Here is a 21,018-nt window from a genome sequence, read left to right on the forward strand (position 1 = left end):
CCCATCCATGCCGCGGAAACGGGCCTTAAGTGACCCTCCCCGCCCGCACCCTGGCCTCGCAAGCTCGGCGAGGGAACCCTGCGGGCGTGGGCCCACATTGCGTCAGGAGTTGTAACCCAGCGGGTTGTTCTTCTGCCAGCGCCAGTGGTCCTCGCACATCTGGTCCACGGTTTTGGTGGTGGACCAGCTCAGGTCCGCAAGGGCGGACGTAGCGTCGGCCCAGAATGCCGGCAGATCGCCCGGGCGCCGGTTCGTAATCTCATAGGGGATAGGCTTGCCCACCGCCTTCTCGAACGAGTGCAGTACCTCCAGAACGGAGGAGCCCTTGCCTGAGCCCAGGTTCCAGCGGAAAACACCGGTCCGGTCCGCTACATGGTTCAGCGCCGCCACGTGGCCTTCGGCAAGGTCCACCACGTGGATGTAGTCCCGCAGGCAGGTACCGTCCGGGGTGTCATAGTCTCCGCCGAAGACCATCAGCTTCTCGCGCCTGCCCACGGCAACCTGGGCGATGAACGGCACCAGGTTGTTCGGGATGCCCTGGGGGTCCTCGCCGATCCGTCCGGACGGGTGTGCGCCCACCGGGTTGAAGTACCGGAGCAGCGCAATGTGCCATCGGTTGTCAGCGGCGCCCAGGTCAGAGAGGATGTCCTCGATCTGTTCCTTGGTGCGGCCGTAGGGGTTGTTGGCGCCGATTTCCATCTTTTCGACGTACGGGATGGGGTTGTGTTCCCCGTACACCGTGGCGGATGAGCTGAATACCAGTGACCGGACGTCGTGGCGGTCCATGACCCGGATCAGGTTCAGGGTTCCTACAAGGTTGTTGTAGTAGTACTTGAGGGGTTCCCGAACTGACTCTCCCACCGCCTTCAGGCCGGCGAAGTGGATGACGGCATCGATGCCGCCTCCGTCAAACACGCTCTCCACCGCGGCCTCGTCCACGAGATCCACGTGATGGAACTCTGCGGCTTTCCCGCTGAGCTCAGCAACCCGCCGCAATGACTCCTCGCTGGAGTTCACCAGGTTGTCGATCACCACCACCTCATGGCCGGCTTCCTGCAGGGACAAAACAGTGTGGGAGCCAATGTACCCGGTGCCACCTGTGACCAGAATTTTCATGCCCCAACGCTATCCCAATTACCGGGTAGAGCGCCGCGGCATTCCGGATGCCGGTCAAGGAAGCCGGGCAATACGACGACTCCGCAATCCGGCTTTGAAGCACGTATGTGCTAAAAAGAGGAGATGCCCAAAATCGTAGATCCGGAAGCACGCCGCGCCGACGTTGTCGAAGCTGTATTCCGGATCATTGCCGTGGACGGGCTTGAGCGGGCTTCATTACGCGAGGTCGCGGATGAGGCAGGACTCGCGGTGGGATCCGTCAGGCATTATTTTGCCGGCAGTGAGGAACTCCTGACCTATTCATTTGCCGCCGTGGTGGACAGGGTAGTCCTCCGCCTGACGGAAGCGCTGGCACGGACGCGGGAGATGGCCCCGGGCACGCGGGAGCACCATGACGCGGTTTTAACCCTGTTGGGCGAACTCCTGCCATTGGACGAGCGGCGCGCCCTGGAAGCATGCGTCTGGATGGCGTTCAAGAACGCCGCCAGGATCCGCCCGTTCCTTGCCGCCGAAGCAGACCGGAGCCACCGGCAGGTGGCGGCTGTCATCGGCCAGGTGATCACCGCCCTGCTGACAGACGACGGCGATGCGCAGGAGATTCTGGTGGTTGAGGCCGAGAGACTCCTGGCAACCCTGGACGGCTTGTGCATGCATGCGCTTCTCCAGCCCGATTGGATGACGGCAGGGATGTGCCGCGACGTTCTGGAACGGCACCTTGCAGACCTCGCAGCTGCTCCTGGCCGTTAACGTCGGGACACTTGGGGAATAGACTGGGAGCCGGGGGAGCGGATCCGGATAATCAACCGGGCACAGGCACGCCACGGGAGGAATTGGGATGCATAACACAGGCGGTTCCGGCTGGCAGATCACCATGGACACATCCGGGCCGATGATGATCGCGCTGTATGTGCGTGATGCCGCCGGACTGGACGGTGCCGGCCATCCGGCGCTGTCACACGCCGCTCCGAAGATACGCCACGCGGACCACACCCATCTCACAGCCGAGGTAGGCGGCCTCAATGCGCTGAAGACAGAGTGGGAGGCATGGTGGGAGCAGTTGCTGAAGGCTTACCCTCACATGTCACCGGAGCTGTCGCCGCCCGATTTTGAGGCGTTCGGGAATTCCCCGGCCCTGCAGCGGGTCCTCCAAGCGCACTTCGGAGCCGCACTCACGTGGGTGCGGGAACGCCGCAGCGAATATGCCGAACTGGAAGCGGAGCGCGTGGCCAGTGGCTCCGACCAGCTGCTGGACGACATGGTGGATGACCGGTTGATGGAGGTCGGACGGAGCTCCCGGGATTTCAAGCTGACCATCATCGAACTGCCGTTGAATGAGCAGCGGGCGTGGTACCTGGAGCCGGACAAGATCATCATGAGCCACGAGCTGATGTCGCAGCCGGAGCTGTTCCGCAGCTACGTCCAGCCTGTGGTGGAGATGCTCGTCTGACCGTCTGTTCGAACAGTCTCCGCGTGGCTTAGGCGACCGGCAACCCGGAGAGGGTGATCCTCACCTGGCCGCTGCCGGCATCCGAATCCTGCCAGCCGTCGCGGGCCAGGCGGTTCCAGCTCCGGCCCCCGACGTCTACCTGGGTGACTTCAAAAGCCTTGGCGTTGGCCACGGCCCACTGCGCCACCGACCAGGCCTCGCTGCCGCTGGCGTCCACCACCAGCGTCTGCCCTTCCGTGGAGGTGGCCAGCGTCCCGTAGGCCTGCACGAGCTCCGCGGCAACGGCGGTTGGATCGCCGCGTCCTCCGGGTGTGCGGAGCGTGCATTGCACGGCCGCCGGGGTCTGGCCGGAGAGGCCGGACGCGAAGGAGCGGCCCATGTCCTCATGCTCGGCATAGGCCCGCGGATAGGCGGACCGTTGTACTCGCTGTGCTGCGTCAGTGATCTCCAGCGACTCGTAGCCCGGGATCCGGATCAGTGCGTCGTAGAAGGCATTGGCGGCATAGTAGGGGTCCATCAGCTGGGCCTCCGTTCCCCATCCCTGTGAGGGCCGCTGCTGGAACAGCCCGCGGGAATCGGGGCCGGCCTGGTCGCCGTGGCCGATGTTGCGGAGCTTCGATTCCTGCATGGCGGTGGCCAGGGCGATGCTCGCGGCGCGCGCCGGAAGTCCCCGCTGGACCGCGACGGCGGTGATCAGCGATGCGTTGACAGCCTGGTCTGTGGCGAGCTCGGCAGTCTGGGAGCCCACTGCCGCTGTGCAGCGCTCCGAGACCAGGGTGTCGGAGCGCTGCACAAAGGAAACGGCTGTGTACACACCGCCGCCTGCCAGCGTCAGCGTGAGCAGTAACACGCCCGCCCGCAGCAGGCGACGATTGCGTGTCACAGAAGCGTCAGTTCGAGTGCAGGGCGTCGTTAAGCTCCACAGTCTGGCCCTTGCGCGGAAGGACTTCCACGGCGCCGCTGGTGGAGTTTCGCCGGAACAGGAGGTTGGGGACGCCGGACAGCTCTACCGCCTTGACGATCTTCGTAGTGTCCTCGCCGGAGGCGTTCTTGGGGCCGATCACGCGGACCCGGGTTCCGGCCGTCACATACAGCCCGGCCTCCACGACGGAGTCATCACCGATGCTGATGCCAACCCCGGAGTTGGCGCCCAGCAGAACGCGCTCGCCAATGGCGACTTTTTCCTTGCCGCCACCGGAGAGGGTGCCCATGATGGAGGCCCCGCCGCCCACGTCGCTGCCGTCGCCGGCCACAACTCCTGCTGAAATGCGGCCCTCCACCATGGAAGTCCCCAGCGTGCCGGCGTTGAAGTTCACGAACCCTTCATGCATGACGGTGGTGCCTTCGGCGAGGTGCGCGCCGAGGCGGACGCGGTCGGCGTCGGCAATCCTCACACCTGCAGGCACCACGTAGTCCACCATCCGTGGGAACTTGTCGATGCCGTATACAGTGACGGCGCCGCGGCGGCGGAGCCTGGCGCGGGTAAGCTCGAAGCCCTCCACCGCGGCGGGGCCGAAGTTGGTCCAGACAACGTTGGGCAGTTTGCCGAAGATGCCGTCCAGGTTGATGGTGTTGGGGCGGACCAGACGGTGCGAGAGCAGGTGGAGCCGGAGGTAGGCGTCAGCAGTGTCTGCAGGGGCCTCGTCAAGGTTGATCTGGACGAAGACCACTTTCTGCTCAGTGCCGCGGTCCTCATCGGTGCCGTTCTCGGCGATTTCAGTCAGGACCTCGTCAGCGTTTTCCACGGCACGCAGGTTCTCGGCCGCAACACCGAGGGACGGTGCGGGGAACCAGACATCCAGTACGGTAGCCTGGTCACTTTCCTTGCCTGTGCCGGTCGCGATGGTGGCGATCCCGAAGCCGTAGGCGGAACGGGCATCAGCGGTAGCGTTCTGGTTTTCGGGCGCAGCGGAGGTAGCGGTCTCAGTCATGGCCCCAGTCTATCGAGAGCCGGGCCGTGGCTTCGAACTAGACTGGCAACGTGACTGCTGAAACCGCCCCCGAATCCTCCACCGTTGCCACGACCCTTGGCTCGAAGACCCTGCCTTTGGACCTCCGCCAGGACGTTGCCCTGTTGACCTCAGCACTGATGGACATCAACAGTGTGTCCGGCAACGAGACAGAACTGGCCGACGCCGTGGAAGCCGCGCTGCGTGGAATCCCTCAGCTTCGCCTGGTCCGCGACGGCGATTCGTTGATCGCCCGCACGGAACTGGGGAGGGGGGAGCGCGTCATCCTCGCGGGGCATCTGGACACGGTCCCGCTGCCCGTGACGGACGGGGCACGGGGCACAGTGCCGTCCAGCTGGGACTCCGGCGTTCCGGGCGTGGGGGTCGTCTACGGGCGTGGAGCCACGGATATGAAGGGCGGCGTCGCGGTGCAGCTGGCACTGGCAGCCACCATGTTCGACGGCGGGGCTGCACCAGGGCGGGACGTCACCTTTGTGTTTTACGACCACGAAGAGGTGGAGGCGGTGAAGAGCGGACTGGGACGCCTGCTCCGCAATCATGCAGGCCTCCTCGACGGAGACTTCGCCATCCTCCTGGAACCCACGGACGGGACAGTTGAAGGCGGCTGCAACGGAACCATGCGCCTCGAAGCGACGACCCTTGGCGAGGCGGCCCATTCGGCGAGGGCGTGGATGGGCAGCAATGCGATCCACGCTGCGGCGCCGATCCTTGCCAGGCTGGCCGCCTACGAACCGCAAACTATCAATGTCGATGGCCTCGACTACCGCGAAAGCCTCAACGCCGTCAGGATCCATGGCGGCACTGCGGGCAATGTCATACCGGACCGCTGTGTGGTGGAAATCAACTACCGCTTCGCGCCGGATAAGTCTCCGGACCAGGCCGAAGCCCACGTGCGGGAACTGCTCGCGGGGTTCGACGTTGTCCGTACGGACAGCGCCGCCGGCGCGCGTCCCGGACTGAACCATCCCGCGGCCGCGTCCTTCGTGGCGGCTGTCGGTGCTGAGCCGAAACCGAAATACGGCTGGACCGACGTCGCACGTTTTAGTGAACTGGGAATCCCGGCTGTGAACTTCGGGCCCGGCGATGCGCTGCTGGCGCACAAGGACAACGAACATGTGGATGCGGACGCTATCCGTGAGTGCCTGCGGGCGCTGCGGAGCTGGCTTGCCGGGTAAATCCTGAACCAGGGATGGCTCACCAAATAAGAAGGGCCCGGATCCGCTTGGATCCGGGCCCTTCCCAACATATTGGCTAAGGTACTGCAGCCTCTATTGGCTCGGGTTCAGCCTTCGCGACCCCTCCAGCTGCCTTCGTGGAGCCGCGGCGTTCGATCCAGACTGCGATGCGGGAAACGCAGAGGTTGATCGCGATGTAGATGGCGGCGGCGACGAAGAAGATCGGGAACAGGAACTGTGTTCCCAGGAAGTCGGCCATGACCTGCACTGCCCGGAGCAACTCTCCGTAGGCCACGATGTAACCCAGTGAGGTGTCCTTCAGGAGCACAACGAGCTGGGCCACGAGGGACGGCATCATGCGCCGGACGGCCTGCGGCAGTTCGATGATCATGCGGGATTGGAAGCTGGTCAGGCCCACCGTGAGGCCGGCCTCACGCTGGCCTTTGGGAAGCGACTGGATACCGGCGCGGATGATCTCGGCGAACACCGCGGCGTTGTAAAGGACCAGGCCGGCCACTACCGCAATGAACTGGTTGGTTCCGAAGACCAGGAGAATAAAGAGCATCATCAGGACGACAGGCATGCCCCGAAGGAATTCCAGCACGATGCGGGTGGGAATCCGGATGGCGGGGAGGTCCGATATCCGCAGCAGGCAGAGGAGCAGCCCCAAAGGAAAGGCGATGACTGCAGCGACGGCGGCCGCGCTGAGCGTAGCCCCGATGCCGTTGCCGAGGAGCATCCAGACGTCCGCACGGGTAAAGATGGCCCAGCGCCGTCCTTCAAGGATCCCTTGCTGGGCGAAGGTCATGACGATCCAGGCCAGCAGGCCGAGGATCAGCACGGTGCCAACGATCGATCCGATCAGTGAAACCCTGCGGGCCTTGGGGCCGGGCACGTCATAGAGAACTGAGCTCATCGGGCGATCGCCACCTTTCGTTCGACGGTGCTCGCCAGGATTCCGAGTGGAATCGTGATCAGCAGATAGAAGAAGGCCACACCGAGCAGGACGGCCATCACCTGGTCGCCGTTGGCGTTGGCCAGTTGCCTGCCGTAGCCGAACAGCTCAAGCACGAAGAACGCACCGGCAACTGAGGAGTTCTTCACGAGGGCAATCAGGATGTTGATCAAGGGCGGAATAACGGTCCGGAGGGCCTGGGGGAGGATGATCAGGGACAGCACCTGGCCGAACTTCATCCCAATGCTGCGGGCGGCTTCGGCCTGGCCCACGGGAACGCTGTTGACACCGGAGCGGACAGCTTCGGCGATGAAGGCTGCGGTGTATGCGCTCAAGGCGATGATGGCTGCCACCTCGAACTGCTCGAACTTGACGCCGAGCCGGGGAAGTACGATTGCGGCAAAGAAAAAGGCAATGGTAAGAGGAGTGTTACGCAGGACTTCCACGTAGGTCATGCTGAAGCCGCGGAGGGCGGCAACCGGTGAGACCCTGGCGGCGGCCAGCAATGTCCCCAGTACCAGGGCAATCACTCCGGACGTGACGGAAAGGAATAGGGTTCGGAGAAAGCCGTTCCAGTAAAGGGGCAGGCTTTCGATGACGGCGTCCATAGGATCCTTCGGCTGGGTGTCGTGGACTGGAGCGGAGATGGATCGGCAGTTGCCGGGACAGGCTCATAAGCCTCCCCGGCAACTGCCGGTGTTCCTTAGTAGCGGTTGAGGGCAGGGAGTTCAGGGGCAGTCTTGATGACTGAACCTGCAGTGGCTTCCCAGGCCTTCTTGTAGGACCCGTCCTTGCTGAATGCGTCCAGCTGGTCGTTGATCCAGTTACGGAACTCCGTGTCGCCCTTCTTCAGGCCGATGCCGTAAGGCTCCTTGGTGAACGTCTCGTCCGAGGCCAGCTTGAAAGCGTCCGGCTCCTTGTCCACGAACCCGGCCAGGATCACGTTGTCCGTGGTGATTGCTTCAACCTGCTTGTTGCGCAGCGGCTCGAGGCAGGCCGAGTATGTGGCGGCAGGAACCAGCTCAGCACCGTATTTGTCAACGATGGTGGCGGCGGGGGTGGAACCGGTGACCGAGCAGACTTTCTTGCCCTTGACGTCTTCCGGCTTCTTGATGGAGTTGTTGTCCTTATTGACCATCAGAGCCTGGCCGGCCTCGTAGTACGGACCGGCGAAGTCGACTACCTGCTTGCGCTTGTCGTTGATGGTGTAGGTGGCGATGACCAGGTCAACCTTGCCCTGTTCGATGAACGGCTCGCGGTTGGCGGACACGGTCTCGGACCATTCAATCTTGTCAGCGGAGATCCCGAGCTTCGCGGCAATGAGCTTGCCAATCTCGACGTCGAATCCGACAGGCTTTCCGTCCAGGCCCACCTGGCCGAACAGCGGCTGGTCGTACTTGGTGCCGATCTTGATGGTTCCGGCGGAGGAGAGTTTTGCCATGGTGCTGTTTGCAGCGAAGGACGGCTTCTCGGCAACGCTGGGGTTGGTGGTGCCTGGGGTGCTGCCGCCACAAGCGCTCAGGGACAGGGCGAGGGCAGCGGTAGCCGCCACGAGGAACGACTTCCGCCGGGTCATAAATGCCTTCATGACATTCCTTTCATTGATGGCCGCGGGTCACGGCCTGGGTGCGAGCTGGAGTGTGTGCGTGCGTTCGTAGGGTGTCAGTGAGTCAGAAGCTTGGACAGGAAGTCCTTGGCCCGGTTGCTCTGGGGATTGGTGAAGAACTCTTCGGGGGTGGCATCCTCAACGATCTGGCCGTCGGCCATGAACACGACGCGGTCCGCTGCCTTGCGGGCGAAGCCCATCTCGTGGGTGACCACGATCATGGTCATGCCCTCCTTGGCCAGCTGGATCATGACATCGAGGACCTCGTTAATCATTTCCGGGTCAAGCGCGGAGGTTGGCTCATCGAAAAGCATGACCTTGGGCTTCATGGCCAGCGCCCGCGCGATGGCAACACGCTGCTGCTGGCCGCCGGAAAGCTGGGCGGGAAGCTTGGGGGCCTGGTGGCCGACTCCAACGCGCTCAAGCAGCGCCATGGCTTCCTTGTCTGCCTGCGCCTTGGGAACGCCCTTGACCTTGATGGGCCCAAGGGTAACGTTTTCAAGGATTGTCTTGTGGGCAAACAGGTTGAACGACTGGAACACCATGCCGACGTCGGCCCGCAGGCGGGCGAGCTCCTTGCCTTCCTCCGGCAGGACCTTTCCGTCAATGCTGATCGTGCCGCCTTCAATCGTTTCGAGGCGGTTGATGGCGCGGCACAAAGTGGACTTGCCCGAGCCGGACGGACCGATGACAACAACCACTTCGCCCTTGCGGACCTGGATGTTGATGTCCTTCAACACGTGAAGCTGACCGTAATGCTTATTCACACCATTCAGGGAGACGAGCGCATCGCCGGGCACATGAGTAGTCATAAGAAGAATCTAGCGAACAAAGGGTGTTTATGACGTGAATCACCCCAAGTTCCCGTGGATCGTGATTCAAGAGATACCTGCCGCAGCATGCGCGCCTTGGCGCTAGCCTTGGGGGATGAGCATCAACGCAGATCCGGCCAAGACTTCCCAGCCGCGCCGTAAGGGGCCCCTTGAACTCCGTCGCAAGCAGGCGGCCGTGGAAATGTCTGATCAGCATTTGCTCGATTCCAAAGGCCCGGGGCAGTTCGTCCACACCGACCCTTGGCGGGTCCTGCGGATCCAGAGCGAGTTCGTTGAAGGATTCGGGGCGCTTGCGGACCTCGGGCCGGCGGTCAGCGTGTTCGGTTCGGCCAGGACCAAGCCCGGCAGCCCCTACTACGAAATGGGCGTCGAGGTGGGCAGGAAACTGGCCGCGGCCGGTGTTGCCGTCATCACGGGAGGCGGCCCGGGCTCCATGGAAGCCGCCAACAGGGGCACAGTGGAAGGCAACGGGGTGTCAGTCGGCCTGGGCATCGAGTTGCCCTTTGAGCAGGGGCTCAACCAGTGGGTGGACCTTGGCATCAACTTCCGGTACTTCTTTGCCCGCAAGACCATGTTCGTCAAGTACGCCCAGGGGTTCATTGTCCTCCCCGGCGGGCTGGGCACGCTGGATGAGCTCTTTGAGGCGATGGTGCTGGTCCAGACGCGGAAGGTCACGTCGTTCCCGATTGTGCTCCTTGGCATTTCTTTCTGGGGGCCGATGATCGAGTGGATCAGGGGCACCCTGGTTGCCGAAGGTATGGTTTCGGAAAAGGACCTCGATCTGATCCAGCTCGTTGACGATCCTGCCCAAGCGGTGGAGCTGGTGCTCCACGGCACGGTCCGGCCACCTTCCAGCAACGGCGAGCAGCGGCCCGAATAGCGGCTGCGTCCTCATCTGGCACGATGGGTGGTGTGAGCTTTTTTCTGGTTTTCCTTGCCATCGTGCTGATCGGCGCCACCGTGTGGGCCGGTGCCGGCGGCCGGTACGGCGTTTTCCGGCGCGGCCGCTCTGCCGACGGCGCCAACATCGGCGCCAACAGCGGACGCCTCGGGGCGGGCGGCCTTTTGGACAGCGGATTCGAACAGCCCGTGGCGAACCTGCCGCCGGTTCTGCTGCCCGCGGAGGCAGCCCCCGACGACATCGACAGGATCCGTTTCTCCCTTGGCCTGCGTGGATACCGGATGGACCAGGTGGACCAGGTCCTGGACGAACTCCGGGACCAGCTGGCGGCCAAGCAAGAGGAAGTGGAGCGGCTGCATGCACGGCTGCTGCTTGAAGCCGAAGGCTCAGAACCAGGCGCGGCGCCAGTAGTCCCGATTCTTGAAGCCGGGCCGGAGGAAAGCAGCGCTAAGACCGAGCCGGGCGCAACGGAGGATGTGCCGTGAGCACCGCTACCGGTAACCGGTCCGGTCTGACCGTGTGGCTGAGCGGTGTGGCCGCGCGCGCGGGCGATGCTGTCCGCCGATGGCCGTGGTGGCTCCAGGTAGGGGCCATCTATCTTTCCGCCAGGCTGGTCAGTGCTTGCATTTTCATGGCTGCGGGGCTGCAGCAGGGGCCCAACCCCTGGTTCCCCGCCAGGCCCGACTACTGGAACTTCATCAACATCTGGGACGCGCGGTGGTATGCCCAGGTCATCGTCAGCGGCTACCCGGCTGTTCTCCCGGTGGACGCTGCAGGCAACGTGCAAGAGAACACGTGGGCGTTTTATCCCCTGTTCCCCGCCCTCGCCCGTGCCCTGGGGTCGGTCACCGGGCTGACCCCTGCCGCCGCATTGACCGCCGTCGCGATGCTTTCCGGCCTGGCCGCTGCGCTGGTTGCGTACAGCCTCTTCCGACAAAAGGCCGCCCACGGGACCGCCCTATGGGGCGTTGCCTTTTTTGCGACGTTTCCGGTATCCGCCATTCTCCAGGTTCCCTACGCGGAGCCCCTGACTATCTTCCTTCTGGGCACAGCATTGTTGCTGGTGATCCGGCGCCGGTACCTCTGGGCCATGCCAGTAGTGGTGCTGATGTGCCTTTCCCGGCCCGTGGGTGTCCCTTTTGCGGCCATGGCGGGACTCCTCCTCGTCTACCATCTGGTGCAACGCCGCCGTGGCGGGGGAGAGCAGAGCCACAGCCCCCGTGAGCTGGCCGGCCTCGCAGGCCTGACCGTCCTCAGCGGGGTCTCCGCTCTTATCTGGCCGGCAGTTGCCTGGGCGGCCACCGGGGATATTGCGGCCTACACCAAAACGGAGACCGTGTGGCGCGGGGAGGACCTGGTCCCCTTCAAGCCGTGGTTCGATACTGGAATCCAGCTCTTCGGCCCGGTGCTGGGAGTCCTGGCGCCGTTTGTTTTTGCAGGACTTTTCGCGCTGGTGCTCTTCGCTCCCCCGGTGGTCCAGCTGGGTGAGGAGCTGCGCCTGTGGTGCGCCTGCTATGTGGGGTACCTCCTGGCCTTCCTGCACCCCCAGACAAGTACGTTCCGGATGCTGCTGCCGTTGTTTCCGCTCGCACTCGGGGCGGCCTTCCTGTCCCGCTCCCGCGCCTACCGGGGCACTGTCCTCACGATGTTTGTGCTGCTCCAGGTCGTTTGGATCGTCTGGCTCTGGGCGTGGGCCCAACTGCCCGGCGGAGGCGATTATCCGCCCTAGTTCCGGGCGGTGCTCCGCAGCGATCCGCAGGAATCCGACGCGGCCGGAAATGTCCATCGATTAGCTACGTACGGGTAATTACGGGATAATAGTAAGTAAGCAAGGACAAAAGCATTCAGACGATGTTCAGCCACGGCGGCCCCTCGGGCTGCCATAGCGGCTTGATTGACCATGCGGACACAGCCCGTCCGGGCTGCTATGTCCTGGGACTAAATGGAGGGGAATTCCTCATGGCGGCTATGAAACCACGCACCGGCGACGGCCCTATGGAAGTCACCAAAGAGGGCCGCAGCCTGATCATGCGTGTGCCGCTCGAAGGCGGCGGACGGCTTGTGGTCGAACTCAACGCTGCGGAAGCGGCCAACCTTAAGGAATGCCTCGTCGGCGTTACCGAGTAATCCCGACCGAACAATCCCGCCGGGCCTTTGGCCAGGGTCCGCAGCTTCAGCGCTGCGGGCCCTGGCCTTTTAAGGGTTCCTCTACTTCTTGACGGCTACCAGCAGGCCGTCGCCGGTGGGCAGCATGGCGGAGGCAAGGCGGTCGTCGTCGCGGATGGTCTTGCCCACCTGGCGGAGCACCACAGTGCTGGCCTCCCTGTCGGCAGGGTTGGCTACGCGGTCTTTGTCCAGGGCGTCGTTGATGATGAGCACGCCGCCCCTCTTCAGGAGCCGGATGGCCTGTTCCACATAACCCGGCAGGCCCGGCTTGTCGGCGTCGATGAACACCAGATCGTAGGCCGCATCCGTAAGGCGGGGCAGGACGTCACCCGCGCGGCCGGAAATCGTGCGGGTCCGGTTTGCCGGACTCCCCGCCTCAGAAAAAGCCTCCCGGGCGGCTTTCAGGTGTTCCACGTCCACATCGATGGTGGTCAGGACTGCCTGCGGGCCCAATCCCCGCAGGATGCAGACGCCGGAAACGCCGGCACCGGTTCCGATTTCAACGGCGGTCTGGGCTTTGGAGGCTGCAGTCAAGACTGTCAGGACGGCGCCGACGCCGGGGCCCACAGCCGTCACACCAAGCTCGAACGAACGCTCCCTGGCCCGAAGCATGACTTCATCCTCTGCGGGCAGATCTTCTGCATAGGACCAGCTCGTGGACTTGTCGGCGCTCATGGGATTCGCTTTCTGGGCGGCAGGGGAGTGTTTCATATAGCCTACTGGTTCACCCAGTGCCATCCGCGGAAGGCGCAGGGTTGCGCCCTTGGCAAAAAAGCAGCCCCGGTCAGGTAATTCCCAGCGAAATTTGAAATGATGGTTATCCGCTCATCCATGTGGTGATCGGCGCCGAACCAGAGATGTCAACAGTATCCGGGCGTTAGCAATCCACGAGGGGAGCGGACGATGTCAGCATCAGTTGTGGCACCTGTCCCTGCAGCAGAAGATTCAGCGGCTGAATGGGTCAGGCCTACCTGGGAGGAAGTGGTGGCCAACCACTCCGCCAAGGTCTATCGCCTTGCCTACCGTCTGACCGGAAACAAGTTCGACGCCGAGGACCTCACCCAGGAAGTGTTCGTCCGGGTCTTCCGTTCGCTGGAGAACTTCAAGCCGGGAACCCTGGACGGCTGGCTGCACCGCATCACCACCAACCTTTTCCTGGACCAGGCGCGGCGGAAGAGCCGGATCCGTTTCGATGCCCTGGCGGAAGACGCGGAGTCCCGCATCCCGGGCCGCGAGCCGGGGCCGGAGCAGAGCTTTGAACTCAACAACCTTGACCTGGACGTCCAGGCTGCCTTGGAGGAACTGCCGCCGGACTTCCGTGCCGCCGTCGTCCTTTGCGACCTGGAAGGGCTGTCCTACGACGAGGTCGCAGCGGCCCTGGACGTCAAGCTCGGAACGGTTCGTTCACGAATCCACCGGGGCCGGACCATGCTGCGGGAAAAACTTGCCCACCGTGACCCCAGGCCGCAGCAGTCGCGCAAGCCAAAGCTTTCCCTGCCACGCATCGCCGGCATTCTCTGATCGGCCCCATGGCGCCCCGGGAACTCTTTGGCCGCAGGCATCACCGCGGCGTCAACCACGTGCAATCATGTGCAGAGTGTGCCGCGGCCATGCATCGCGAACGCCAATACATTGAACGGCTCCGTGGCGCGGCTGTTCCGCCGGCAAGCCAGGACCTGACGGCCCGTTTGTTGGCCCACACAGAAATTCTGGCCGCTGCCCCTCCGCGGCCTGCCCCGGGGCAGCATCGTACGGCCAGGGTCCTCGCATTCACAGCAGGCGGTACGGCCGCTGTCGCAGGCGTGCTCGCGGTCAGCGCTTTCACCCTGGCCGGAGACACTCTGCCTGCGACGGGAGACTACCTGGCCGGCAGCCTGGCCCAGCATGCTGTGCAGCTTCCGGCGGACGGCAGAAAGTTGACTGAGGCGCAGCTGACGGAACTCCGCACTGAGGGCTGGGTCTGCCCCGAGCTCGGTTCCTTGGGATTCCACGTCCAGTCAGCGAGGACCACCACCCTGCAGGGCGTGCCTGCTGTGGAACTGCAGTTGTGGGACGGCCAGCACTACGCCACGGTCCTTGAACAGCACACTGGGGATGGTCGGCACCAGGCGGGCGGCCAGCCGACGGCGGCCGGGGAGCTGCGGGTCACCAGTACCGATCCCTGGACGGCCACCTACCAGACCCCGGCGGGGACGTTGACGTATCAGTCCGACCTTCCGGCGGACCAGACGGACGACGCCGTTGCACTCCTGAAGAAGCTCAGCGCCCTCGCTGCCGAGGGGGTCAACGCCGGTACCACTACGGAGGCCGGACCGGCTCAGGCTGGCGCCCGGGACGAATCCGTGAGCGAGCGGCTGCAGCGGGGAATCCGCAAAATTGCGGAAATGCTGACGCCTTGATTCCCGCTGTTTCGGCCGCCGTCGGGCGCGAATCGTCAGTGGGACGCAGGAGAGGGTAATCTTCCTAAAGTGTTTGGAATCAACGGCCCGGAGTTCTTTCTTCTGCTGATCATCGGCATTCTCGTGATCGGTCCCAAACGGTTGCCCGAATACACCCAAAAGCTCGCCAACCTGGTGAAGGAAGTCCGGCGCATGGCGTCCGGGGCACGCGACCAAATCAAAGAGGAGGTGGGGATCGATATCGACGAGGTCGACTGGAAGAAATACGACCCCCGCCAGTACGATCCGCGCCGCATCATCAAGGAAGCGCTGCTCGACGACGATGCCAAACCTGTCAGCCCGGGCGCCCCTGCCGCCGTGGCGGCTGTGTCCGGCGCAGCGGCCGTGGCCGCCAGCGGGACCGGGGACACCTCCCCGTCGGAAAGGGTCGTCCAGCGCCTCTCGGCGGGCGACGTGGCCCCCTTCGATTCGGAAGCCACGTAGGGCGGTTGTCTTAGAGCGCCGCCGCTAGTGGGGCTGCAGCCCCAGTTTCATTCCTGCCAGCCCCCGTGGCTTGGCGGCCAGCCTGTCCGCAATTGCAGTCAGCGCCAGGGATGCCGGAGTCTCAGGCCGGGCCAGGACGATCGGGGAACCTGCGTCCCCACCTTCCCGCAACAGGATGTCCAGGGGAATCTGCCCCAGCAGTGGCACGTCGGCACCCACCGTTGCCGTCAGCCTTTCGGCGAGGATCGCCCCGCCGCCGCTTCCGAACAGTTCCATCCTGCCGCCGTCGGGCATCTCCAGGTAGGACATGTTCTCGATGACGCCCGCCACTGACTGCCCTGTCTGGGTGGCGATGGCACCGGCACGTTCCGCGACGTCGGCCGCGGCCGCCTGGGGCGTTGTGACCACCAGGATCTCCGCCTTCGGCAGCAGCTGGGCCACCGAAATGGCGATGTCCCCTGTACCCGGCGGAAGGTCAAGGAACAAAGCGTCGAGGTCGCCGAAGTAGACATCGGTCAGGAACTGCTCCAGTGCACGGTGCAGCATGGGCCCGCGCCAGGCCACCGGCTGGTTGGCTGTCACGAACATGCCGATCGAAATGACCTTGACCCCAAACGCCACAGGCGGCAGGATCATGTCGTCCACGCGGGTGGGCGACTGGGTGATTCCCATCAGCGCCGGGACGGAGAACCCGTAGACGTCCGCGTCCACAATGCCCACCCGGAGCCCCTGCGCCGCCAGGGCGCATGCCAGGTTGACTGTGACTGACGATTTTCCCACGCCGCCCTTGCCGCTGGCCACGGCAAAAACCTTGGTCAGCGACCCCGGCTGGTTGAACGGGATCCCGCGCTGCCCGCCGGCTCCTCGGAGCTTCTCCTTGAGGGCGTCCCGCTGTGCCTGGGTCATCACCTTCAGTTCGACCTCGACGGCGGTGACGCCTGGCACCGCCGACAGCGCGTTTTCGGAGTCAGCCGTGATGGTTTCGCGCAGGGGGCAACCGGCGATGGTGAGCAGCACCGACAGCCGGACGGCGCCGTCGTCGGAAATCTCAACGGAATCGACCATTCCCAGTTCAGTGATGGGACGGCGGAGCTCAGGATCGATAACGGTTGCCAGTGCAGCGTGAACTGCCTGGTCCAAGGTGGCACTCATGCAGGCTGGACTCAGCTTTCGGGGGTCGGGGACTGCGGGGAGCCGGGGCGGTCCTGGGCGCTGTGGCCGGGACCGACTCTGGGAATCTGCTGCGTGCGGGGATTGCGCTGCCGGTCCCGCTTCTCCTTCAACTTTTCCTTGACCTTGTCGCGCGGTGATTCGTGGCTGCCGTCTCCGGAAGGATCATGGGTCCGCAGTTCCTCCTGCGCCTCCAGCATGTCCTCGAGCAGGGACCTGAGCTCTGCCCGGACGTAGTCGCGGGTAGCCACTTCGCGGAGGGCGATCCGCAGCGATGCCAGTTCCCTGGTCAGGTATTCAGTGTCGGAGAGGTTGCGTTCGGCCCGCTGGCGGTCCTGCTGGAGCGAGACGCGGTCGCGGTCGTCCTGCCGGTTCTGTGCCAGCAGCAGCAGGGGCGCCGCGTAGGAGGCCTGCAGGGAGAGCATGAGCGTCAGCAGCGTAAAGCCGAGGTCGCGCGAGTCGAACTGCCAGTCAACCGGGGCGAACGTGTTCCACAGCAGCCAGAAGACGCAGAAGACAGTCATGTACACCAGGAACTGCGGTGTACCCATGAACCGGGCAAAGCCCTCCGTGGCATGGCCGAAAGCATCGGGGTTCGGTGAGAACTTCGGCAGGATGCGCTGGCGGCCGCTCAGGGGCGTATCGAGGCTGCCCTTGCCCGCGGCCTTCTGCAGGTTCCGCTGGCCGGGATTCTTCGGGGCCATGTCAGCCAATGCGGCCTCCGAGCCTTCTTATGGGGGCTTCGCCGTCGTAGGCGCGCCAGTCATCCGGCAGCAGATGATCCAAAACGTCATCCACCGTCACCGCCCCCACCAGGCGGCCGGCGTCATTGACCACCGGGAGCGAGTTCAGGTTGTACGTCGCCAGGGTCCGGGCCACTTCGCTGATATGCGCCTGGTCCGACAACGGCTCCAGGTTCTTGTCTACGAGGTTGCCCAGCGGTTCAAACGGAGGAAAGCGCAGCAGCTGCTGGATGTGGACCACGCCCAGGAAACGGCCGGTGGGAGTCTCCAGCGGGGGCCTGGAGATGAAGATGGACGAAGCGAGGGCCGGCGAGAGTTCCTCCCGCCGGACATGTGCCAGGGCCTCGGCAACTGTCGCTTCCGGGGGCAGGATGACAGGAACGGGGGTCATCAGGCCGCCGGCGGTGTCGGCGTCGTATTCCAGGAGCCGCCGGACATCCTCGGCGCCTTCGGGCTCCATCAGTTGCAGCAGTTCCTCAGCCTGGGCGGAGGGAAGTTCGCCCAGGAGGTCTGCGGCGTCGTCGGGATCCATCTCTTCCAGCACGTCGGCGGCGCGTTGGACGTCCAGGGCGGAGAGGATCTCCACCTGATCATCTTCGGGAAGCTCCTGCAGGACGTCGGCAAGCCGTTCATCCTGGAGTTCGCTGGCGACTTCGAAGCGGCGTTTGTCGCTCATCTCCTGAAGGGCTTCGGCGAAGTCGGCGGGCTTGAGGTCCTCATGGTTTGCCACAAACTGGGTCGCGGCCTGCGGTTCTGTCCGGGCGCCCTGGAGCGCGTCCGCCCAGTCGATGATCAGGGTTTCGTTGCGGCGGAGCCGGCTCAGTGGCGACAGTGAATGGCCGCGGCGGACAAACAGCTTGCTCACGAACCAGTCGCCGGAACGGTGCTGGTCCATGGCGATGTCTTCGATCGTGGCGTCGCCGCTTCCGTCGCGGAGGGTGACCCGGCGGTCGAACATTTCTGCGACCACCAGGGTCTCCGCGCCGCGCTGTTCGAAGCGGCGGAGGTTGACCAGGCCGGTGCAGATGATCTGCGTCTGGTCGATGGAGGTGATCCGCGTCATGGGCACAAAGACCCGTTTCTTACCCGGAACCTCAACGACGATACCCACTACGTGCGGGGCCCCGCGGGTTCCTCTGGAGAGCACCACAACGTCGCGCAACCGGCCCAGCCGGTCGCCCAGCGGGTCGAAGACGTCAAGACCCAGAAGGCGTGCGACGAAGACACGCGTCAGATTTGTGCTCACGTCTACAGGCTACCGAGTCTGCTCTCTTTTAGCTGAATTTACAGGCGCTACACATGCTGATGGGCAAGAATGGAGGTATGTCAAACATTTTTGGTGCTCCCAGGGCCGGTGGCCCCAGCGGGCCGGACGAATCGCGTACCGTTCCCACCGGTGACACGGTCGGCTCGTATACGTCCTACCTGGATGCCCAGAAGGCGGTGGACTACCTTGCCGACCAGCAGTTCCCTGTCCAGATGGTTTCCATCGTGGGCAATGAACTCAAGATGGTGGAGCGCGTGACAGGCCGTCTCAGCTATCCGCGGGTCGCCCTTTCCGGGGCTCTCAGCGGCATGTGGTTCGGCCTGTTCGTCGGCGTGATGCTGTCCTTCTTCGCGCCATCCCCGGGCTATTTTTCCATCCTGACCTCCGTGCTGATGGGCGCGGCGTTCTTCATGCTGTTCGGGATTGTGACCTATGCAATGCAGCGGGGAAAGCGCGACTTCACCTCCACGAGCCAAGTGGTAGCCACCAGCTATGACGTTGTGGTCTCACTGGAAGCTGCCCACGAGGCCCGGCGCCTGCTCCAGCAATTGCCGATGACTCCCTCCGATGCCGCCGCCAGGCCGTACACCCAGCGCGACTACCAGAACCAGCCCTATAATCAACCAGGCCAGGCGCCCGGGCAGGGTCCTGTACGGCCTTCCGGGTGGTCAGACCCCTACGGCCAGCAGGGACCCGGCACGCCGGACCAGGGCGGGCCCGTTCCTGAGGGGCAGCCGGGCGGGCCGGCGCCCGCAGCAGGCGTCAGGTATCCGGACCTGCCTGACGGCCGCCCGCAGTACGGTGTCAGGGTTTCGGACAATCCGGCTCCCGCTGCCGCAGGGGCTGGCGAGGGCGACAAGCACCAGGACAGCGGACAGCACGTCCAGCAGCAGGAATCAGCTTCTCAACGTGACAGGAATGAACAGCAGCCCTAGCTGGTTCTGCAAGCTCATTCAGCATTAACGGACTGTTGAGGCCCCGGCGGGGCCTCAACAGTCCGTTAACGCGCCTTACGGCCGCCGCGCTTAGGAGGCGTCGCCGTCGGCCTCCCGGTAGATGCCCGCCATCCACGACTCGACGTCCTCGGCCTTGCGGGGCAGGGCGGCGCTGAGGTTAACGGGGCCTTCGGACGTCATCAGGATGTCGTCTTCGATGCGGATGCCGATGCCTCGGTATTCCTCCGGAATGCCGAGGTCCTCGTTCTTGAAATACAGGCCGGGCTCGATGGTGAACACCATGCCCTCGGTGAGCACGCCATCGAGGTACAGCTCGCGCCTGGCCTGCGCGCAGTCGTGGACGTCAAGCCCAAGGTGGTGGCTGGTTCCGTGCGGCATCCATCGCCGGTGCTGCTGGCCCTCGGGACGGATGGCTTCCTGGACGCTGACAGGAAGCAGGCCCCACTCCGCCAGCCGCTCGGCCAGAACGGTGGTGGCGGCCGTGTGGATGTCACGGAACCTGGTGCCCGGCTGTGCGGCGGCGAATCCGGCGTCGGCGGCATCAAGGACTGCCTCGTAGACTTTGCGTTGGACCTCGGAGAATACGCCGTTGGCCGGAAGAGTCCGGGTGACGTCCGCGGTATACAGCGAGTCCACTTCCACCCCGGCGTCCAGAAGCAGCAGCTCGCCGGCGTTGATTTTTCCGGTGTTGCGGGTCCAGTGCAGCACCGTGGCGTTGTTACCGGAGGCCGCGATGGTGTCGTAGCCCAGTTCGTTGCCGACCTCGCGGGCGCGTGCAAAGAAGGCACCCTCCACAACCCGCTCGCCGCGTGCGTGCGTGAGGGCGCGGGGCAGGGCCTTGACCACCTCCTCGAAACCTTCAACGGTGGCGGCCACGGCGATCTTCATCTGCTCGATCTCCCACTCGTCCTTCAGGAGGCGGAGTTCGGACAGCGCTTCGGTGAGTTTCTCGTCCAGCGCGTCCAGGACGGCGAGATCCAGATTCTCGGGATCCTTGGCCGTGTTGTAGCGGGCCGTGTCCACCAAGGCGTCGATGTTCTCATCCACCTTCCGGACCAGGCGGATGGAGATGCCGCCGATTTCCGGGGCGCCGACATTTTTGGTGATGGCCGCTTCGAGCTCGTCGATGTGGGCAGTGGCCAGGCCCAGACGGGCTTCGAACTCCGCCAGCGTAGGACGCGCGCCGATCCAGAACTCGCCGGACCGTGAGTCTGCGTAGAACCTTTCGGTGTCCCTTCCGGCCAGCGGGCGGAAATACAGTGTGGCGCGGTGGTGGCCGCCGCCGTCGCCCGTGCCTTCGGGAACGGGTTCGAGAATCAGGACGGCGTCCGGCTCGTGGTCCAGGCCCAGGCCCGTGAGGTGCGCGAAGCCGGAGTGCGGGCGGAAACGGTAGTCGCAGTCGTTGGAGCGGACCTTGAGAGGGCCGGCGGGAAGGACCAGGCGTTCGCCCTTGAACTTGTCCGATATTGCCTTTCGCCGGGCTGCGGCGTGGTCGGCCACATCGTCCCGCGGCGGGAGTTCCTGGTCCGAGGGAGCCCAGTTGCTGGCCATGAAGGCCTTGAAGGCGTCCGAACTGGGCCGCTGCGAGCGGTTGTTAACCCGCTCATCGAGAGGCTGGGAAGCAGAGTCAGGGGTGTTTTCGGCATCGTTCACGGCACCATCGTCTCACCAGCAGCCGGGCTAGGGCGACAAAGGAAAAACCAATCCGGGTGAATGTCCAGGCGGGCCGTGAGCAGACTCCTTCCCGCGCGCCTGCCCTGGCGCTACGATTGCCTCCCACGGGCAATGACCGGCATAAGGCAGGGCTTCCGTGGACACCCGGGAGGACTGC

At 64.4% G+C, this 21,018-nt stretch carries 23 protein-coding genes; 11 read left to right on the plus strand and 12 right to left on the minus strand.

What is annotated here, in order from left to right; genetic code table 11:
* Positions 1 to 102 precede the first annotated feature (102 nt).
* Positions 103 to 1,116, minus strand: coding sequence for a UDP-glucose 4-epimerase GalE (gene galE, locus QFZ40_RS05540; protein ID WP_306903292.1), 1,014 nt, complete (start codon positions 1,114 to 1,116; stop codon positions 103 to 105).
* Between the two features lie 123 nt (positions 1,117 to 1,239).
* On the opposite strand from galE, the gene QFZ40_RS05545 reads away from it, so the two are divergent.
* Both QFZ40_RS05545 and QFZ40_RS05550 read left to right on the plus strand, forming a co-directional pair.
* Positions 1,240 to 1,863, plus strand: a complete 624-nt coding sequence (locus QFZ40_RS05545; protein WP_306903293.1) for a TetR/AcrR family transcriptional regulator — start codon at positions 1,240 to 1,242, stop codon at positions 1,861 to 1,863.
* Positions 1,864 to 1,951: 88 nt separating this feature from the next.
* Positions 1,952 to 2,563: a hypothetical protein gene (locus QFZ40_RS05550; RefSeq protein ID WP_306903294.1), complete on the plus strand. Its 612-nt coding sequence runs from the start codon at positions 1,952 to 1,954 to the stop codon at positions 2,561 to 2,563.
* Positions 2,564 to 2,591: 28 nt separating this feature from the next.
* On the opposite strand, the gene QFZ40_RS05555 is transcribed toward QFZ40_RS05550, so the two are convergent.
* Entirely contained in the window at positions 2,592 to 3,446 is an 855-nt protein-coding gene (locus QFZ40_RS05555; RefSeq protein ID WP_306903295.1) for a hypothetical protein, read from the minus strand.
* A gap of 7 nt (positions 3,447 to 3,453) precedes the next feature.
* Complete coding sequence (gene dapD, locus QFZ40_RS05560; protein ID WP_306903296.1) at positions 3,454 to 4,494, minus strand: 2,3,4,5-tetrahydropyridine-2,6-dicarboxylate N-succinyltransferase; 1,041 nt, start codon at positions 4,492 to 4,494, stop codon at positions 3,454 to 3,456.
* A gap of 50 nt (positions 4,495 to 4,544) precedes the next feature.
* On the opposite strand from dapD, the gene dapE reads away from it, so the two are divergent.
* On the plus strand, positions 4,545 to 5,708 hold the full coding sequence (gene dapE, locus QFZ40_RS05565; RefSeq protein ID WP_373427394.1) for a succinyl-diaminopimelate desuccinylase: 1,164 nt from the start codon (positions 4,545 to 4,547) through the stop codon (positions 5,706 to 5,708).
* Positions 5,709 to 5,784: 76 nt separating this feature from the next.
* Here the strand turns inward: dapE and QFZ40_RS05570 are convergent, their stop codons facing one another.
* The 4 genes from QFZ40_RS05570 to QFZ40_RS05585 all read right to left on the minus strand — a co-directional run bounded on the left by QFZ40_RS05570 (position 5,785) and on the right by QFZ40_RS05585 (position 9,081).
* Positions 5,785 to 6,624 carry an amino acid ABC transporter permease gene (locus QFZ40_RS05570; RefSeq protein ID WP_306903297.1) on the minus strand — a complete coding sequence of 280 codons (840 nt, stop codon included), beginning with the start codon at positions 6,622 to 6,624 and terminating at the stop codon, positions 5,785 to 5,787.
* A complete protein-coding gene (locus QFZ40_RS05575; RefSeq protein ID WP_306903299.1) occupies positions 6,621 to 7,271 on the minus strand; it encodes an amino acid ABC transporter permease in 651 nt (216 codons plus the stop codon). The genes QFZ40_RS05570 and QFZ40_RS05575 overlap by 4 nt, the downstream gene beginning before the upstream one ends.
* A 95-nt stretch (positions 7,272 to 7,366) precedes the next feature.
* Positions 7,367 to 8,251 (minus strand): glutamate ABC transporter substrate-binding protein, encoded by an 885-nt coding sequence (locus tag QFZ40_RS05580; protein WP_306903301.1) that lies wholly within the window; start codon positions 8,249 to 8,251, stop codon positions 7,367 to 7,369.
* Positions 8,252 to 8,325: 74 nt separating this feature from the next.
* Positions 8,326 to 9,081 carry an amino acid ABC transporter ATP-binding protein gene (locus QFZ40_RS05585; RefSeq protein ID WP_306903302.1) on the minus strand — a complete coding sequence of 252 codons (756 nt, stop codon included), beginning with the start codon at positions 9,079 to 9,081 and terminating at the stop codon, positions 8,326 to 8,328.
* Positions 9,082 to 9,196: 115 nt separating this feature from the next.
* Here QFZ40_RS05585 and QFZ40_RS05590 point away from each other — a divergent pair, with 115 nt between their 5' ends.
* The 4 genes from QFZ40_RS05590 to QFZ40_RS05605 all read left to right on the plus strand — a co-directional run bounded on the left by QFZ40_RS05590 (position 9,197) and on the right by QFZ40_RS05605 (position 12,130).
* A complete protein-coding gene (locus QFZ40_RS05590) occupies positions 9,197 to 9,982 on the plus strand; it encodes an LOG family protein (protein WP_306903304.1) in 786 nt (261 codons plus the stop codon).
* A gap of 32 nt (positions 9,983 to 10,014) precedes the next feature.
* Positions 10,015 to 10,488 (plus strand): DivIVA domain-containing protein, encoded by a 474-nt coding sequence (locus QFZ40_RS05595; RefSeq protein ID WP_373427395.1) that lies wholly within the window; start codon positions 10,015 to 10,017, stop codon positions 10,486 to 10,488.
* Positions 10,485 to 11,732 (plus strand): hypothetical protein, encoded by a 1,248-nt coding sequence (locus QFZ40_RS05600; protein ID WP_306903307.1) that lies wholly within the window; start codon positions 10,485 to 10,487, stop codon positions 11,730 to 11,732. Before QFZ40_RS05595 ends, QFZ40_RS05600 begins: the two co-directional genes overlap by 4 nt.
* A 230-nt stretch (positions 11,733 to 11,962) precedes the next feature.
* Positions 11,963 to 12,130, plus strand: coding sequence for a DUF3117 domain-containing protein (locus tag QFZ40_RS05605; protein ID WP_009357720.1), 168 nt, complete (start codon positions 11,963 to 11,965; stop codon positions 12,128 to 12,130).
* A gap of 81 nt (positions 12,131 to 12,211) precedes the next feature.
* Here QFZ40_RS05605 and QFZ40_RS05610 read toward each other — a convergent pair whose 3' ends face one another.
* Positions 12,212 to 12,844 carry an O-methyltransferase gene (locus QFZ40_RS05610; protein WP_306906828.1) on the minus strand — a complete coding sequence of 211 codons (633 nt, stop codon included), beginning with the start codon at positions 12,842 to 12,844 and terminating at the stop codon, positions 12,212 to 12,214.
* 228 nt (positions 12,845 to 13,072) lie between these two features.
* Here QFZ40_RS05610 and sigE point away from each other — a divergent pair, with 228 nt between their 5' ends.
* From sigE to QFZ40_RS05625, 3 genes are all read left to right on the plus strand, one after another.
* Positions 13,073 to 13,690, plus strand: coding sequence for an RNA polymerase sigma factor SigE (sigE, locus tag QFZ40_RS05615; protein WP_306903309.1), 618 nt, complete (start codon positions 13,073 to 13,075; stop codon positions 13,688 to 13,690).
* 89 nt (positions 13,691 to 13,779) lie between these two features.
* The gene (locus tag QFZ40_RS05620) at positions 13,780 to 14,568 is read left to right on the plus strand and encodes an anti-sigma factor (protein WP_306903311.1); all 789 of its coding nucleotides are present in this window, start codon (positions 13,780 to 13,782) and stop codon (positions 14,566 to 14,568) included.
* A gap of 69 nt (positions 14,569 to 14,637) precedes the next feature.
* On the plus strand, positions 14,638 to 15,051 hold the full coding sequence (locus QFZ40_RS05625) for a Sec-independent protein translocase TatB (protein WP_306903312.1): 414 nt from the start codon (positions 14,638 to 14,640) through the stop codon (positions 15,049 to 15,051).
* Positions 15,052 to 15,075: 24 nt separating this feature from the next.
* Here QFZ40_RS05625 and QFZ40_RS05630 read toward each other — a convergent pair whose 3' ends face one another.
* From QFZ40_RS05630 to QFZ40_RS05640, 3 genes are read right to left on the minus strand one after another with little or no spacing between them, the layout of a single operon-like run.
* A complete protein-coding gene (locus QFZ40_RS05630) occupies positions 15,076 to 16,203 on the minus strand; it encodes an Mrp/NBP35 family ATP-binding protein (protein ID WP_306903313.1) in 1,128 nt (375 codons plus the stop codon).
* Between the two features lie 11 nt (positions 16,204 to 16,214).
* The gene (locus QFZ40_RS05635; protein ID WP_306906829.1) at positions 16,215 to 16,925 is read right to left on the minus strand and encodes a DUF1003 domain-containing protein; all 711 of its coding nucleotides are present in this window, start codon (positions 16,923 to 16,925) and stop codon (positions 16,215 to 16,217) included.
* A gap of 1 nt (position 16,926) precedes the next feature.
* A complete protein-coding gene (locus QFZ40_RS05640; protein ID WP_306903314.1) occupies positions 16,927 to 18,210 on the minus strand; it encodes a magnesium transporter MgtE N-terminal domain-containing protein in 1,284 nt (427 codons plus the stop codon).
* A 77-nt stretch (positions 18,211 to 18,287) separates the two neighbouring features.
* On the opposite strand from QFZ40_RS05640, the gene QFZ40_RS05645 reads away from it, so the two are divergent.
* A complete protein-coding gene (locus QFZ40_RS05645) occupies positions 18,288 to 19,166 on the plus strand; it encodes a general stress protein (protein ID WP_306903315.1) in 879 nt (292 codons plus the stop codon).
* A gap of 90 nt (positions 19,167 to 19,256) precedes the next feature.
* Here the strand turns inward: QFZ40_RS05645 and QFZ40_RS05650 are convergent, their stop codons facing one another.
* Entirely contained in the window at positions 19,257 to 20,840 is a 1,584-nt protein-coding gene (locus tag QFZ40_RS05650) for an aminopeptidase P family protein (RefSeq protein ID WP_306903316.1), read from the minus strand.
* Between the last annotated feature and the right edge of the window lie 178 nt (positions 20,841 to 21,018).

Source organism: Arthrobacter pascens, from assembly GCF_030816475.1.
GTDB classification, from domain to species: Bacteria; Actinomycetota; Actinomycetes; order Actinomycetales; family Micrococcaceae; genus Arthrobacter; species Arthrobacter pascens_B.